This window comes from Leclercia sp. M50, from assembly GCF_037150775.1.
In the GTDB taxonomy this organism is placed as follows: domain Bacteria; phylum Pseudomonadota; class Gammaproteobacteria; order Enterobacterales; family Enterobacteriaceae; genus Enterobacter.
Window position 1 is genome coordinate 1 of sequence record NZ_JBBCPK010000030.1, and the last position, 16,454, is coordinate 16,454.

At 57.2% G+C, this 16,454-nt stretch carries 13 protein-coding genes; all 13 read left to right on the forward strand.

What is annotated here, in order from left to right; translation table 11 throughout:
* Position 1 precedes the first annotated feature (1 nt).
* Positions 2 to 1,831 (forward strand): glycosyltransferase family 2 protein, encoded by a 1,830-nt coding sequence (locus WFM46_RS09450; RefSeq protein WP_336997512.1) that lies wholly within the window; start codon positions 2 to 4, stop codon positions 1,829 to 1,831.
* Positions 1,819 to 2,841, forward strand: a complete 1,023-nt coding sequence (locus tag WFM46_RS09455; protein ID WP_336997513.1) for a glycosyltransferase family 1 protein — start codon at positions 1,819 to 1,821, stop codon at positions 2,839 to 2,841. Before WFM46_RS09450 ends, WFM46_RS09455 begins: the two co-directional genes overlap by 13 nt.
* A 145-nt stretch (positions 2,842 to 2,986) precedes the next feature.
* Positions 2,987 to 4,072, forward strand: coding sequence for a dTDP-glucose 4,6-dehydratase (rfbB, locus tag WFM46_RS09460; RefSeq protein WP_336997514.1), 1,086 nt, complete (start codon positions 2,987 to 2,989; stop codon positions 4,070 to 4,072).
* On the forward strand, positions 4,072 to 4,959 hold the full coding sequence (gene rfbD / locus WFM46_RS09465) for a dTDP-4-dehydrorhamnose reductase (RefSeq protein WP_336997515.1): 888 nt from the start codon (positions 4,072 to 4,074) through the stop codon (positions 4,957 to 4,959). Before rfbB ends, rfbD begins: the two co-directional genes overlap by 1 nt.
* Positions 4,960 to 5,106: 147 nt before the next feature.
* Complete coding sequence (gene rfbA, locus WFM46_RS09470) at positions 5,107 to 5,979, forward strand: glucose-1-phosphate thymidylyltransferase RfbA (RefSeq protein ID WP_130587884.1); 873 nt, start codon at positions 5,107 to 5,109, stop codon at positions 5,977 to 5,979.
* A 52-nt stretch (positions 5,980 to 6,031) separates the two neighbouring features.
* A complete protein-coding gene (gene rfbC, locus WFM46_RS09475; protein ID WP_016236887.1) occupies positions 6,032 to 6,580 on the forward strand; it encodes a dTDP-4-dehydrorhamnose 3,5-epimerase in 549 nt (182 codons plus the stop codon).
* A gap of 50 nt (positions 6,581 to 6,630) precedes the next feature.
* Positions 6,631 to 8,634: a capsular polysaccharide biosynthesis protein gene (locus tag WFM46_RS09480; protein WP_336997516.1), complete on the forward strand. Its 2,004-nt coding sequence runs from the start codon at positions 6,631 to 6,633 to the stop codon at positions 8,632 to 8,634.
* 85 nt (positions 8,635 to 8,719) lie between these two features.
* Positions 8,720 to 9,967 (forward strand): capsule biosynthesis protein, encoded by a 1,248-nt coding sequence (locus WFM46_RS09485; RefSeq protein ID WP_336997517.1) that lies wholly within the window; start codon positions 8,720 to 8,722, stop codon positions 9,965 to 9,967.
* 203 nt (positions 9,968 to 10,170) lie between these two features.
* A complete protein-coding gene (locus WFM46_RS09490; protein ID WP_325941395.1) occupies positions 10,171 to 11,070 on the forward strand; it encodes a helix-turn-helix transcriptional regulator in 900 nt (299 codons plus the stop codon).
* 43 nt (positions 11,071 to 11,113) lie between these two features.
* A complete protein-coding gene (locus WFM46_RS09495; protein WP_336997535.1) occupies positions 11,114 to 12,196 on the forward strand; it encodes a chemotaxis protein in 1,083 nt (360 codons plus the stop codon).
* A gap of 46 nt (positions 12,197 to 12,242) precedes the next feature.
* A complete protein-coding gene (locus tag WFM46_RS09500) occupies positions 12,243 to 13,814 on the forward strand; it encodes a cobalamin adenosyltransferase (RefSeq protein WP_336997518.1) in 1,572 nt (523 codons plus the stop codon).
* Positions 13,811 to 14,080 carry a YkgJ family cysteine cluster protein gene (locus tag WFM46_RS09505; RefSeq protein WP_103823127.1) on the forward strand — a complete coding sequence of 90 codons (270 nt, stop codon included), beginning with the start codon at positions 13,811 to 13,813 and terminating at the stop codon, positions 14,078 to 14,080. The genes WFM46_RS09500 and WFM46_RS09505 overlap by 4 nt, the downstream gene beginning before the upstream one ends.
* Before the next feature lie 212 nt (positions 14,081 to 14,292).
* The gene (locus tag WFM46_RS09510; RefSeq protein ID WP_114315979.1) at positions 14,293 to 16,446 is read left to right on the forward strand and encodes a carbon starvation CstA family protein; all 2,154 of its coding nucleotides are present in this window, start codon (positions 14,293 to 14,295) and stop codon (positions 16,444 to 16,446) included.
* The last annotated feature ends 8 nt before the right edge of the window (positions 16,447 to 16,454 follow it).

Sequence of the window (16,454 nt, forward strand, 5' to 3'; positions counted from 1 at the left end):
CCTGCAGGAGCTAGTCTGGTTGCCGGTGGGCGCCACTCAGGTGGGGCTGCTCGCCAGCAGCGAAGGGGCGGAATGTGAGCTTAACATTGCCCGTTTTGCCCAGGTGTCGGCAGCAAACAGCCTCTGGCGCCGTCTGCGCCGGGTGTGGCCTTTTTATCAGCGCCTGAATGCGCAAAAGCGCAAACGTCTGGGGCTGTCGTGGCACCTGTGGTTTACCGATTTACAGCAGGCTTACACGCTGGTGGGCAAAATCCGCGACGACAGGCCGCTGCACGCCTATGAACACTGGCTGGCGAATTTCGATATCGTGCAGCCCGGTGAACGCCGTCTGATCGATCGCCTGCTGGCCCGCTGGGGCAACCTGCCCCGCGTCTGCCTGCATCTGGTGAACGGCGGCGATGAGGCATCACGCCAGCGCACGCTCGACAGCATCGCGACACTCTGTTACCCGGCCACGCATATCACCGTGCTGGAGCACCCCTCTGATAGTGTCAGGCCAGAGGGAGAATGGCAGTGGGCCATTCCGGTTGGGACGGAACTCGCTCCGGCCGCATTAGTGTGGCTGGCGCATCAGCTGCGCCAGACGCCAGAGGCAAAATGGATCTACGGCGATCACGATCTGCTGGATGAAAAAGGAAAACGCCACTCGCCGGACTTCAAACCGGACTGGAACGAAACCCTGCTGCACAGCCAGAACTATATCGGCTGGAGTGGCCTCTGGCGGGAACAGGGTACCTTCGCCATCCCGCAGGACGGGGGTGAAAACTACCGCGGCTGGTTGCAGCTGGCCCGGCAGCTCGCGCCCAAAGATATCGCGCACATCCCCGCCCTGCTGATGCACGTCCCGGACGCGCTGGTGCAGCACGATGGCTACGAAACCCTGGCAAACCAGCTGCAAGATTTACCCGTCGGGGTAACGCTGGAGTCAGCTCCGCACGGCATCTGCCGCTGGCGCTGGCCGCTGCCGGAACAGCTTCCCCGGGTGTCGGTGATCATCCCCACCCGCAACGGACTGGCGCATCTCAGGCCGTGTATCGAAAGCCTGGTGCAGCACACCCGCTACCCGAATATCGAAATCATGGTGATGGATAACCAGAGCGACGATCCCGACACGCTGGCTTATTTTGGCTACATTACCCAGGAGTACGGGGTGCGGGTTATCGCCTGGGACCATCCGTTTAACTACTCTGCGATCAACAATGCGGGGGTGCGCGAGGCCACGGGCGAGCTTATCTGCCTGCTTAATAACGACACCGAGGTGATTAACCCTCAGTGGCTGGATGAGATGGTCTCCCACCTGCTGCGCCCGGGCGTCGGCATCGTGGGGGCAAGGCTCTTCTACGGCGATGGCCGGGTCCAGCATGCGGGCGATGCCGTCGGGCCGGGTGGCTGCGCCGATCATTTTCACAGTGGGCTGGCCGCCGATGAACCCGGCTACCAGCGCAGGGCGGTGAGCGCCCAGGAGCTCTCCGCCGTAACGGCGGCCTGTCTGCTCACCCATCGCCAGCTCTTTTTGTCCCTTAACGGCTTAGATGAAGTTAACCTGCCGGTGGCCTTTAACGATGTGGATTACTGTCTGCGGGTCGGCGAGGCTGGCTGGCGTATCGTCTGGACGCCCTTTGCCGAGCTTTATCACCACGAGTCGGTCTCCCGCGGCAAAGATGTCACGCCAGAACAGCTGGCGCGCGCCCAGGGTGAGCTGCGCTATATGAAAAAACGCTGGGCGCAGCGGCTCACACACGATCCCGCATACAATCCCAACCTGAGCTATGACCGACCCGATTTCTCATTAAGTCATGCTCCTAATGTGGTGCTGCCATGGACGAACTGATCAGAAAGGCACTCTTTAAACCGTATCTGAAGTTAAATAAGCAAAGCAGCGAGACGCCTGCTGACAACTGGGCGTGCCGCTCCCTGTTGATTCTGCATGAAGGGAATTCACCGACGCTGGCCTACTTTGAAGCGGCCATCCGGCGTCGCTTTCCCGGCGCGGTCTGTCAGCTGGTGGATACTTTAACCACGCCCACTATCGACGTGGATAAAGGGGCGGCCATTGTGGTCATCCGCTTTATCTCCGCCGAGTGGCAGCGCGAAATTGCGCGCAACATCGACGATCTCTCCCAGGTGGTCTACTTCATGGATGACGATCTGTTTGACCCGTCCGCGTTAGGGGCACTTCCCAGAGCCTACCGGACGAAGATCATTCGTCGTTCTGCGGCCCAGCACCGCTGGATCACCTCGCACTGCGACACGATCTGGGTGTCAACGCCCTACCTGGCCCGTAAATATGCCCACCTCAACCCTGATGTGGTGCCTGCCCAGCCCACGTCGCGGCTGCTGGCCGTTAAGCAGCCGGTAAAAATTGCTTATCACGGCTCCAGCTCGCACCAGGCCGAAAAATACTGGCTGCGTGAAGTGATGAAAGGCGTGCTGGCCCAGTGTCCGCAGGCCAGCTTCGAAATCTTTGGCGAGCACGAAATCTACAAGCTCTATCGCGATCTGCCGCGCGTGACGGTACTGCATCCCATGAGCTGGCAGAACTATCTGGATTACACCCAGCATCATCGAATCGATATTGGTCTGGCGCCATTACTGGCGTCAGAGTTTAATATGGCGCGCGGGCCGGTAAAATTTTATGATTTCGTTCGCATGGGCGCGGTGGGGGTTTACAGCAACTGCGCGCCCTACAGTGACTTTATAGAGCAAAATATCAACGGTGTGCTGCTGGATAACGATCCACAGAAGTGGATCGATACCCTGGCGCTGCTGGTGAATTCCGGGCAAAAACGTCAGACGCTGGCGAAAAATGCGAAGGAATACTCGTACTCGTTAATCAGTTAAAAACGGGACGGCAAGGGAAATAATGATTTCCACCCTGTAACAGGCGTTGTATTTCTGACTGCCTGCCGCTAAAACACGGTCTGAACGGATAGCAGAGATTGTGTTCTGGTGACCATTTCATTCAATAGAAAAGTAAAAATCGCTTATGAAAATCCTTGTAACCGGTGGAGCCGGTTTTATCGGTTCTGCTGTTGTTCGCCATATCATCCGGGATACGCAGGATGCGGTGATCAACCTTGATAAGCTTACCTACGCGGGCAATCTGGAATCGCTGGCCGAGGTCGCAGCGAGCGACCGTTACGCCTTCGAACAGGTGGATATCTGCAATCGTGCAGAGCTGGATCGGGTCTTTGCCACCCATAAACCGGATGCGGTGATGCATCTGGCCGCCGAGAGCCATGTGGATCGCTCCATTACCGGCCCGGCTGATTTTATCGAAACCAATATCGTTGGCACCTACACGCTGCTGGAAGCGGCTCGCGCTTACTGGAGCGAGCTGGATGAATCCCGCAAGCAGGCGTTCCGTTTCCACCACATCTCCACCGACGAAGTGTATGGCGACCTGCCGCACCCGGATGAAGTGAGTGAGGGTAGTGAGCTGCCGCTCTTTACCGAGACCACGCCGTACGCGCCAAGCAGCCCGTACTCGGCGTCGAAAGCCTCCAGCGATCACCTGGTGCGCGCGTGGCGTCGTACCTATGGTCTGCCGACCATCGTCACCAACTGCTCCAACAACTACGGCCCGTATCACTTCCCTGAGAAGCTGATCCCGCTGGTGATCCTCAATGCGCTGGATGGCAAAGCGCTGCCCATCTACGGCAAAGGCGATCAGATCCGCGACTGGCTGTATGTGGAAGATCACGCCCGTGCGCTCTACACCGTGGTCACTACCGGCGTGGTGGGCGAGACTTACAATATCGGCGGCCATAACGAGAAGCAGAACCTGGACGTGGTCCACACCATTTGCGACCTGCTCGACGAGATGGTGCCGAAGGCCGGTTCCTACCGCGACCAGATCACCTACGTGACTGACCGCCCGGGCCACGACCGTCGCTACGCTATCGATGCCAGCAAAATGAGCCATGAGCTGAACTGGCAGCCGCAGGAGACTTTCGAGTCCGGTATCCGCAAAACCGTGCAGTGGTATCTGGATAACCAGCAGTGGGTTAACAACGTAAAAAGCGGCAGTTATCAGGACTGGATCGCGAAGAACTATCAGGAGCGTAACTGATGCATATTCTGCTGTTCGGCAAAAAGGGCCAGGTGGGCTGGGAGCTGCAGCGCGCGTTGTTGCCGCTGGGTCGTATTACGGCGGTGGATTTTGACTCCACCGATTACTGCGGTGATTTCAGCAACCCGGAAGGCGTGGCTGAGACCGTGCGTCTGCTGAAGCCGGACGTGATCGTCAATGCCGCCGCCCATACCGCGGTGGATAAAGCCGAGAGCGAGCGCGACTTTGCCGAGCTGCTCAACGCCACAAGCGTAGCCGCCATCGCTAAAGAAGCCGAGGCGCTGGGTGCCTGGCTGGTGCACTACTCCACCGACTACGTCTTCGATGGCAGCGGTGAAAAACCCTGGGTCGAGACAGACCAGACTGCACCGCTGAACGTCTACGGTGAAACCAAGCTGGCGGGCGAGCAGGCTGCTGCGCTCTGCTCCCGTCATCTGGTGTTCCGCACCAGCTGGGTCTATGCCGCCCGTGGCGCTAACTTCGCCAAAACCATGCTGCGCTTTGGCAAAGAGCGCAGCGAAATGTCGGTGATCAACGATCAGTTTGGCGCGCCGACCGGGGCAGAGCTGCTGGCTGACTGCACAGCGCATGCGATCCGTATCGCCCAGGATAAGCCGGAGGTCGCCGGCCTTTATCACCTGATCGCCTCCGGCACCACCACCTGGTTCGAGTATGCCCAGCGGGTCTTCGCGACTGCACGGGCGGCAGGCGTTGAGCTGGCGGTCACCCAGGTGAACGCAGTGCCGACCAGCGCGTTCCCGACGCCGGCAAAACGTCCGCATAACTCACGCCTCGATACCAGCAAGTTCCAGCGCACCTTCGGGTTGACGCTGCCGGACTGGACCATCGGCGTCGATCGCATGCTTGCCGAAATTCTTGGAAAGTAAATGCAACAGGGTATGCTATGCATGCCTTGTTTTATCGACACGGACCTTTGTCAGGGAGCGGCTCGTTTAGCTCCCTCTACAGCAATCAAACAGATGCCGGATGGCGGTTCGCCGCCCTCCCGAGCAAAACAGAAGAAATGAAGGATTATGAACAAGCGTAAAGGTATTATTCTGGCCGGTGGGTCAGGGACTCGCCTCTATCCGGTCACCATGGCGGTGAGCAAACAGCTGCTGCCAATCTACGACAAGCCGATGATCTACTACCCGCTGAGCACCCTGATGCTGGCCGGTATCCGCGACATCCTAATCATCAGCACCCCGCAGGATACACCGCGCTTTGAGCAGCTGCTGGGCGACGGCAGCCAGTGGGGCCTGAACCTGCAGTACAAAGTGCAGCCAAGCCCGGACGGCCTGGCGCAGGCCTTTATCCTCGGCGAAGAGTTTATCGGCGACGACGACTGTGCGCTGGTGCTGGGCGACAACATCTTCTACGGCCACGACCTGCAAAAACAGCTGGAAGCCGCCGCCGCCAAACCTGCGGGCGCTACCGTCTTTGCCTATCATGTACACGATCCTGAGCGTTATGGCGTGGTGGAGTTCGACCATGAGGGCACCGCCATCTCTCTGGAAGAGAAACCGCTGGAACCGAAGAGCAACTATGCGGTAACCGGTCTCTACTTCTATGACAACCGCGTGGTTGAGATTGCCAAAAGCCTGAAACCGTCCCCGCGCGGCGAGCTGGAAATCACTGACGTGAACCGTATCTACCTTGAGCAGGGCGATCTGTCGGTCGCCATGATGGGTCGTGGTTATGCCTGGCTTGATACCGGCACCCACGAGAGCCTGATTGAGGCCAGCAACTTCATCCAGACCATTGAAACCCGTCAGGGGCTGAAAGTGGCCTGTCCTGAAGAGATTGCTTACCGTCTGAAGTTTATCGATGCCGACCAGGTGCGCAAGTTAGCCGCGCCATTGGCGAAGAATGCTTACGGGCAATATCTGCTGAAAATGCTCAAGTAGTCACCATTAACACCTGGGGCGTCATGCCCCATTTATCAATCAGGCCGTAATCATGAACGTAATTCAGACCGCAATCCCCGACGTCTTTATCTTTGAGCCAAAAGTGTTTGGCGATGACCGTGGCTTTTTCTTCGAAAGCTTTAACCACCAGCAGTTCGAAGCTGCCATTGGCCGTAGCGTCAACTTCGTGCAGGACAACCACTCTAAATCCTCAAAAGGCGTTCTGCGTGGCCTGCACTACCAGCTGGCGCCACATGCGCAGGGCAAACTGGTGCGTTGCGTGGCGGGTGAAGTCTTCGACGTGGCGGTGGATATCCGTAAAAGCTCCCCGACCTTCGGTCAGTGGGTGGGTGTGCATCTGTCTGGCGAGAACAAGCGCCAGCTGTGGATCCCGGAAGGTTTCGCCCACGGCTTTATGACCCTGAGCGACACCGCAGAGTTCCTGTATAAAACCACCAACTACTACGCGCCGGAGAGCGACCGCGGCATCCGCTGGAACGATGAGACCATTGGTATTACCTGGCCAGAAATCGACAGCGAGATCCTCACCTCCGCCAAAGACAGCGTTGCCAAATCCTTCCCTGACGCAGAGTACTTCTGAGTCCCACGCCCCGCAGTGACGCGGGGCGTTTTCTGATGCACAGAGCGCACATGACATTCTATACAGGTTCAGCCGGGATCCTGGCGCGAAAAGCGCAGCTTGAGCCGATGCTGGGCCACCCGTTACACGCCTTTAAAACCAACACAGAACTGGCGCAAGACGATGTCCTGGTCGGCTGGGGCCAAAAAGCCAATACCCGCCAAATCAGACAAAAAGCCCACGATCTAGGCCTGCCGTACTGGCAGCTTGAGGATGGCTTTATCGGGTATATTGGCCATCCCGCCAGGGGGGGCAAAGCCGTCTCCCTGATCGCCGATCCTGTGGGAATTTACTACGATGCCCGCCAGCCGAGCCGCCTTGAAGAGCTGATCGCGACCCCCTGCGATGACAGCATGCTGGCGCGTGCCGAAACGCTCACAGCTGAACTGCTGCGTCTTGGCATCACCAAGTACAACTGCTATACCGCAGGCAGCGGCCTGCCGGATACGCTGGCGACCCGTCTGCATAGCGACCTGCGCCCGAAAGTGCTGCTGATTGACCAGGTGGCGGGGGATCTCTCCATCCCGGGTGCGCTGGCAAGCGAAGACGATTTTGTCGCAATGGTGGCGGCGGCCCGACGTAATCACCCCGATGCCCGCCTGCTGCTGCGCACCCACCCGGATACCCGGCTGGGTAAAAAAAGCGGCGTGCTGGCGCGGCTGGCGCTGGACGATGTGGAGGTGGTGGCCGAACACTGCCATCCCCATGCCCTGCTGAACAGCGTAGAGGCGGTTTATACTGTCTCCTCCCAGATGGGCTTTGAAGCGCTGCTGCTCGGGAAAACGGTCTACTGCTTCGGCATGCCGTTTTACGCGGGCTGGGGACTGACCCAAGACAGCAAAACCTGCCCGCGTCGCCAGGGGCCGATCGCCCTGCCCCAGCTGGTGGCGGCGGCGCTGATCCTCTACCCGCGCTATCTGGACCCGATCCTGGGCCAGCGCTGCGAAGTGGAGCAGGTACTCGACATTATTGCCGGTCAGCAGAATCCCGCCCCGCGCTATCGCCGTCTCTATATGGTGGGCTTCTCGCTGTGGAAGCGCGCCTTTATGCGCGCCTTCTGCCAGCCGCTGGCCAAAGAGCTGCGCTTTGTGCGCAAACTGCCTGAAACGCTGGCCGCCGACGAACAGGTGCTGGTGTGGGGCAGCCGTCATCCTGAACTTAAAAGCGCCATCCGGGTGGAAGATGGTTTTATCCGCTCCCGGGGGCTGGGCTCGAATCTGTGCCGCCCTTCGTCGCTCTCCATCGACCCGGTGGGGATCTACTTCGACAGTCGCCGTCCAAGCGGGCTGGAGCAGTTGCTAAATCAGCATGAACTTACCGACCAGGAGCTGGCTCGCGGCGAGACGCTGGTGGATCTGCTCCGCCAGCACGGGGTGAGCAAATATAACGTCGGCACCGTACAACCCTTCACCCCACCCGGTGATGGCCGTTCTCTGGTGCTGGTGGTGGGCCAGGTGGATGGCGATGCCTCGATCCTCACCGGCAGCCCGGTCATCCGCAGCAACGAAGCGCTGCTGTGGGCGGTACGTGACGCCAGACCAGAGGCGCATATCCTGTTTAAACCGCACCCGGACGTGGTGGCGGGCAACCGGGCCGGGGCTATCTCTGCCGAATGTCTGGCAAGCTGCGTCGACAGCCAGGTGCTGGATCTGGGCCTCACCAGTCTCTATCCCCATGTGGATGAGCTGCACACCATGACCTCGCTGAGCGGCTTTGAAGCACTGGTGCAGGGGGTGAAGGTTACCACCTGGGGCCAGCCGTTCTACAGCGGCTGGGGGCTCACCGAAGACAGGCATCCCGCCCCGCGTCGTCAGCGCCCTCTTTCGCTGGCGGCGCTGGTCTATCTGACGCTGGTGGCCTATCCGCGCTATATCGACTGGCAGAGCGGGCTGTGGATGAGCCCGGAGCAGTTGATCCGCCAGCTGGCCGCGCAGGGTCACTCCTTATCGCAAAAAGCCAGCCGCTGGCAGCGCTGGCAGCTCAAACTGAGCTATCTCGTTCAGACACTTCGCTAGCGAACAATTTATCCTGATTTATTAAAGAAAAGCGGTCATCAAGCCGTTACTCACTCTTTATCAACGGACCGATCTGGGAAAAATAATGGAAGAGCAAGCTATCCGCCACCTGCTAAATGGCCGTCGATATCTTTTACTACAAGGACCGATGGGCCCCTGCTTTTCACGTCTGGCGACCTGGCTGCAGCACAGCCACCGCGAAGTAAAGCAGGTCTGCTTTAACGCCGGAGACGCCTGGTATGCCGCGAAAGAGACGTCGCTGCACTACACCGGCCCGGTGAAAAATTTTGCCTTCTGGCTGCGCGACCTGCATAAAACCTACCCCTTCGACACCATCGTCTGCTTCGGGGATTGCCGCCCGATGCATGTCGAAGCGAAGAAGTGGGCGCGCGGCAAAGCCATCGACTTCCTCGCGTTTGAGGAGGGGTATTTCCGGCCATTTTATATCACCCTGGAAAAAGGGGGCGTGAACGCCTTCTCCTCAATGCCCATCGATGCGAAATATTATCGCGAGCAGCCGCTGCCGGAGCTGAAAACCCCGACGCCGTGGAAGCCCAGCGCCTTTAACCGTGCCGCCCACGCCATGCTCTACTACGCGGCGGGCTGGTTTGGTCGCCATCGCTATCGCGGCTACCGCCACCACAAGTCGTTCTCCCCGTGGTATGAGATGCGCTGCTGGTTCCGTGCCGGCCGCCGTAAGCTGTGGTATCGCTGGAAGCAGCGCCACATGCTGCGACATATCACCGAAACGCTGGACAACGCGTACTACCTGGCGATTTTGCAGGTCTACAACGACAGCCAGATCATTCATCACAGCCCGTATAAAGACGTGCGTGACTATATCGAAACCGTGATCCGCTCGTTCGCCCGCCATGCGCCAAAAGAACGCCATCTGGTGTTCAAGCACCACCCGATGGATCGCGGTCATCGCTATTATGGCGTGCTGATTAATACGCTGTGCGAGAAGTACGGCATTACGACTGACCGGGTGATCTATATCCACGATCTCTCCCTGCCCGCCCTGCTGACCCACACCCGGGGGGTGATCACCGTCAACAGCACCGCGGGGCTGTCGGCGCTTATCCACAACAAGCCGCTCAAGGTGATGGGCAAAGCGCTGTACGACATCGAAGGCTTAACCTGGCAGGGGCCGTTGAACCAGTTCTGGCGAGCGGATTTCGCGCCTGACAAGCAGCTGTTCCAGCGTTTTCGTACCCACCTGCTCTACAACACGCAGATCAACGCCGTGTTTTACGGTAAGTCCGACTGGCTTAACGTTCCGACCGAACTCCCCCTGCCGGGTTCCATTACCGATTCCGAACTCGAACGCTAATTCACCCCTACGCCGGGGAGATTGCCCGGCGGATCCGATCTGCCCCTCGCTTTTATCCCCTCGTTGTAAAAATAACTAATGTTTACCCCTAATCTGGCCGTTATAACCTAAGACAAATTTTCACGCCGCTTTTTGCACTGACATATTTTGTCAGCACGCACCGGCGTAATTCACAGCAATGTTTTAAATCACGGGAAAGCTATATGACAATTCCGACCAGGAGTCGCTCGGCTGAAAGGTTGGTAGATATTCTGCTGGAGCTTCATTTACACGGCGTGGTTAACCGCCAGGCATTGATGCATAAATTTAATATTACTGAGCGCACCGTCTATCGCGATCTGAATGCACTCTCGCCAATTGTGGAGTACACCGGAAACGGGCTGTACCGGCTTATTCATTCCCCGCAAGGACACACCGGACCGGGGCTGCATCACGTCATTGCTAACTTCCTGAATGTGGATGACTATTTTCCTGATAAAGGGCGTGAATTCTGGCAGAAACTGGAGTCACGGGTGGAGGAAAACCATATTATGATCCTCGGTAACGAGGCCGAGCGGAAAGAAAAATGGGATATTCACGCGCAGCTTGCGGCCTTTGAGAAGGCGATTAAGGGCCAGCAGATTTGCCAGATCCTCTATAAAGGAAAATCGCGCCAGGTTAACCCTTATAAAATAATTAACAAAAAAAATATATGGTATTTACAAGCCACCGAAGATGGCAGATTGAAATCGTTTTCTTTAAGCCTTATTCAGTGGCTGGATATTCGCAGCGAAACCTTCTCGCCAGATAATGACACCCTCGAATTGCTGGAAAAAAATCCCGACCCGTGGGTCAGCGAAGAGACATTCGAAGTGGATGTGCTTATTCCCGCCACCATTGCGCACTATTTTAAACGCCGCGATCTGCTGCCCGGCCAGGAAATTCTGGCGGAAGATAAAAACGGCATCACCCTGCGCTGCCATGCCGCACATGAAAACCAGATCCTGCCGCTGCTCTTCTACTGGCTGCCTAACATCGAGGTGCTGGAACCGGCATGGCTGAAGGCCACGTTCTTTAAAACTTTACATGATTACCTGGCAGCGACCCCTGAGTCTGTGGATTAAGACGGACGTTGCATTACAGACGACACACAACGGAGAAATACAGATGGCATTACCTTTTATCATTCTGGGCGTTGCGGCAGCGGCGACCGCCTTTGGCGGGAAAAAAGCGTACGACGGCTACCAAAAAAAATCCGAAGCTAACGATATTTTCGATGGCGCACAGGAACGGTTTGATAATCGTAAGGAGACTTTCGAGGCGGCTAATACTCTCTCTTCACAGAAGCTTGAACGCCTGGGCGAGAAAGAACTGCAAATTGGTACTGAATTTAAGGAATTCAATACCATCGCTAAAGCGTTGTTAGAAAAAATGGCCAGAGAGGGACAAACAGATCTGAATGTACAGGTTCCCCAGCATCGTCTGAATCAGATTGAAAAACTCTCTATTTCCGCGACGGAGTTTTTGGGTACTGTCATTGGGGCAGGTACTTCTGGTGCCGCAGCGGGGTTTGCCGTCTACAGCGGGGTGATGGCATTTGCGGCGGCCTCTACCGGAACGCCGATTGCCGCCCTCTCTGGCGCCGCTGCCTATAATGCCACGATGGCTGCGATCGGTGGCGGATCGCTGGCGGCTGGCGGCTGGGGAATGGCCGGCGGTGCAATGGTGCTGGGAGGCGCTGTAGTAGCCCCGCTGATAGCTATTATGGGCTGGGCCTACAACAATCATGCTGAGAAGGCGCTGGAAAATGCCCAGGAGATGGCGCGTAAGGTGCGCAAGGCCATCACGCAGATGGATCAGGCCGAAGCGCATCTGGCAAATGTGAACCACTACGTCGATAACATTTACCACGCGTTGGTACGCATGCACGACACCTTCGCTGACTATTTTGACATCCTGAAAGCAACCCATCAAAAAATCACGGCAGGTCAGAAAGAGATTAATGAACCGGAATACGTCCTGCGGGCGATTCAAAACGGGTACATGCTCGCCGCCATCATGACCGATGTCATCACCACCCCATTGTTCAAACCGGTGACCAACGCCCAGAACGAGGCGGTTATCAATGACGAGGGCGTTATTGAGCTGGAAGTGGATGAAAACGGCATCAACGTGTTGAACAAACAGGCGCTGGATAAGGCCCTGGAAACCTCAGACCAGGAGTATGTTCGCTTTTTAGCGAAAGCCTAACTTACTGCCGGGCTCCGCCCGGCGAACTTATTCAGGGAACGTTATCATGAGCACAACAACCTTCGACTGGGGATCAGAGTTACACACCACGGTCGTGAAAAGCCTGACCACCTCTTTCGGACTCGATTTTTTACTCTTTGAAGACAAAACCGGTGGCGATGTAAATACTCTCCATAATGTCCGGCAAAACATTTATGGCACCGAAGCAGAGCGCCAGCGCTATGAACAACGCGAAGCCTATAACTCCACCCTCTATCATCATCATAAAAACTACATAGATACCAACCGCGAGGGCAAAAAACAGCGCCAGGCGGGAGATCTACAAGACAGCTATACCGGCGCAACCTTCGCCGCCGATGGAGTAACTAACCTTGACCACATCATTGCGGCCAATGAAATTCACCACGATGCCGGACGCATTTTAGCGGAGATGGACGGCGCTGACCTTGCGAATGATGCCAGCAACCTGACCTTCACCAACGAATCGCTCAACAAAGCCAAAAAAGCCAAACCGATGAGCGAGTTCATTAAGGTGTTACAGGAGCAATATCAGGCGACGACAACCGAGATTGCCGAATTGAAAAGCAAACCGGCGCTTACGGAGCAGGAACAAAAGCGCCTGAAAAAGCTGGAAAATAAAGCCAGCGCCGATTTTGATAAGATGCGCGAGGCGGATGAGAAGGCCCGCGCTCGCTACAATGCCACGTTAAACCAGGCGTACTACACCAGCAGTAAATTTGCCCTGAATATTTCACAGGCATCCCTGGCTAACGGCTTCAAAATGGGCACTCGCCAGATGCTTGGCCTGGTGCTGGCAGAGGTGTGGTTCGAATTTCGCGACCGCATTCCGGCCATTTACCAACGCCATCGCGAGCGCTTCCAGGCCAGCGATTTTGCGGGCGATCTTGGCGAGGCACTTCGCGCCGTATGGGAGCGTATCCGTGTCAGGTTCAGCGAATTCCTTATCGCCTTTAAAGAGGGGGCTATCGGCGGCGTACTCTCTACCGTGACTACCACGCTGATGAATATCGTCTTCACTACGCAAAAAATGGCGGTGAGGTTGATCCGTGAGATGTGGAATAACCTGGTGCAGGCGTGGAAAGTGATGGTCTTTAACCCGCAAAACCTGGCGCCAGGTGAGCTGATGAAAGCCGTCAGTAAAATCATTTCCGCTGGCGTGGCAGTTGCTGCGGGCGTCGTTATCAATGAACATCTTTCAACTCTCTTCGCCTTCCCCTTCGGCCCGGAGCTGGCAGCATTTTGCGGCGCGCTGGCGACCGGTCTGCTCACGCTGGTGATGCACTATTTTCTGGAGCATAGCAGCATGATGAAAAGCGTCTGGGCGTTTCTGGACCGTTTCCAGGATAAGTTCCAGCGCGGGGTAGCCTATTACGAGAAAGTAAACGTCGAACTGGATCGCTACCTGAAAGAGCTGGCAGCCCTTGAGTTTTCGATGAATGCCGATGAGCTTGCGTCTTTCTCCCACCACCTGACGCTGGTCAACACCGAGCTGGAACGGGAGTTCTTGCTGCGTCAGGAGATAGAAAAACGCAACATCGAACTGCCCTTCGAGGCAGGGAACCTTGCCTCGGTCAACGACTGGCTAAAATCACTATGATTCTGGCCCCGGCGTTTCCCTGCAATCAGTGCGGCGCCTGCTGCCGCCACGTGAACCGGGCTGATGAGACCCGATTTCTCGACCGTGGCGACGGCGTTTGCCGCCACTACTGCATAGAGACAAAATTGTGCAGCATCTATGAAACCCGCCCCCTTATTTGCCAGGTGGAAAAACAGTTTGTGCTGAATTATCAGCAGCAGTACAGCTGGAGCGAGTTCATTGCCCTGAACCAGATCGCCTGCAAGGTACTGGAAACCCTGGACTAACCCCTGGTTCGTGATCCCCTTCACACAATCCCCTCCTCTGACGGCGAGCCTGAACCACTCGCCCTCCCAGTTGACCGCTCATCCCGCCATACAACCACTCACCGATTTACCTTCCTTTACACGCGCAAGGCTCTGGCAAGATCGCCGCAGCATTAATCACTCTCTCTACAGCGAACCCTGACGCTTTTTTCATCTAAAAACCAGGTCTTATTATGGATATCAAAAAACTACTTAAGCACGTCCCCTGGCTGCTGCTTGGGATACTCGGGGCATGTTGCCTTGCTGTCGTCGCCCTGCGTCGCGGCGAGCACATCAGCGCCCTGTGGATCGTCGTGGCCTCCGTGTCGGTCTATCTGGTGGCGTACCGCTACTACAGCCTCTACATCGCGCAAAAGGTCATGAAGCTCGACCCGACGCGCGCCACCCCGGCGGTCATTAACAATGACGGCCTGAACTACGTGCCAACCAACCGCTACGTGCTGTTTGGTCACCACTTTGCGGCTATCGCAGGCGCGGGTCCGCTGGTTGGGCCAGTCCTGGCGGCGCAGATGGGCTATCTGCCGGGTACCCTGTGGCTGCTGGCGGGCGTGGTGCTGGCGGGTGCGGTGCAGGACTTTATGGTGCTGTTTATCTCTTCTCGCCGTAACGGCGCCTCTCTGGGTGAGATGATCAAAGAAGAGATGGGCCGCGTCCCAGGCACCATCGCCCTGTTCGGCTGCTTCCTGATCATGATCATCATCCTTGCGGTGCTGGCGCTGATCGTGGTGAAAGCGCTGGCGGAAAGTCCGTGGGGCGTCTTCACCGTCTGCTCTACCGTGCCGATTGCGCTGTTCATGGGGATCTATATGCGATTCCTGCGTCCGGGCCGCGTGGGTGAAGTGTCGGTGATCGGTATTGTGCTGCTGGTGGCCTCCATCTACTTCGGCGGCGTGATTGCCCACGACCCGTACTGGGGCCCGGCGCTGACCTTTAAAGACACCACCATCACCTTTGCGCTGATTGGTTACGCCTTTATCTCCGCCCTGCTGCCGGTATGGCTGATTCTGGCGCCGCGCGATTACCTGGCGACATTCCTGAAAATCGGCGTGATCGTCGGTCTGGCGATCGGCATCGTGATCATCAACCCTGAGCTGAAAATGCCTGCGGTGACCCAGTACATCGACGGTACCGGTCCACTGTGGAAAGGCGCGCTGTTCCCGTTCCTGTTTATCACCATTGCCTGTGGTGCGGTCTCTGGCTTCCACGCCCTGATCGCTTCCGGCACCACGCCGAAACTGCTGGCGAACGAAACCGACGCGCGCTTTATCGGTTACGGCGCAATGCTGATGGAATCCTTCGTGGCGGTCATGGCCCTGGTGGCGGCCTCCATCATCGAGCCGGGTCTCTACTTCGCGATGAACACCCCACCAGCGGGCCTGGGCATTACCATGCCGAACCTGCATGAGATGGGCGGTGACAACGCGGCGCTGATCATGGCGCAGCTGAAAGACGTAAGCGCCCACGCGGCGGCGACCGTCAGCTCCTGGGGCTTTGTGATCTCCCCTGAGCAGATCATGCAGACAGCCAAAGACATCGGCGAACCGTCGGTGCTGAACCGTGCCGGTGGCGCACCAACCCTGGCGGTCGGTATCGCCCACGTGTTCCACAAAGTGCTGCCGTGGGCGGACATGGGCTTCTGGTACCACTTCGGTATTCTGTTCGAAGCGCTGTTCATCCTTACCGCGCTGGATGCCGGTACCCGTGCAGGCCGCTTTATGCTCCAGGATCTGCTGGGTAACTTCGTGCCGTTCCTGAAGAAGACCGACTCGCTGGTGGCGGGCATCCTGGGTACCGCGGGCTGCGTAGGTCTGTGGGGCTATCTGCTGTATCAGGGCGTAGTCGACCCACTGGGCGGCGTGAAGAGCCTGTGGCCGCTGTTCGGTATCTCTAACCAGATGCTGGCGGCTGTCGCCCTGGTGCTCGGCACCGTGGTACTGGTGAAGATGAAGCGCACCAAATATATCTGGGTGACCGTGGTACCTGCTCTGTGGCTGCTGCTCTGCACCACCTGGGCGCTGGGTCTGAAACTGTTCAGCTCCAACCCGCAGCTGGAAGGCTTCTTCTTTATGGCGAACCAGTACAAAGAGAAGATTGCCGCAGGCGGCAGTGAGCTGACTGCCCAGCAGATTGCCAACATGAACCATATCGTGGTGAACAACTACACCAACGCGGGTCTGAGCATTCTGTTCCTGGTGGTGGTCTACAGCATCATCTTCTACGGCATCAAAACCTGGATGAAAGTGCGTAACGCCGAGGGTCGTACCGATAAAGAGACGCCGTACGTACCGGTGCCGGAAGGCGGCGTGAAGACCTCTTCACACCACTAAAACAATGG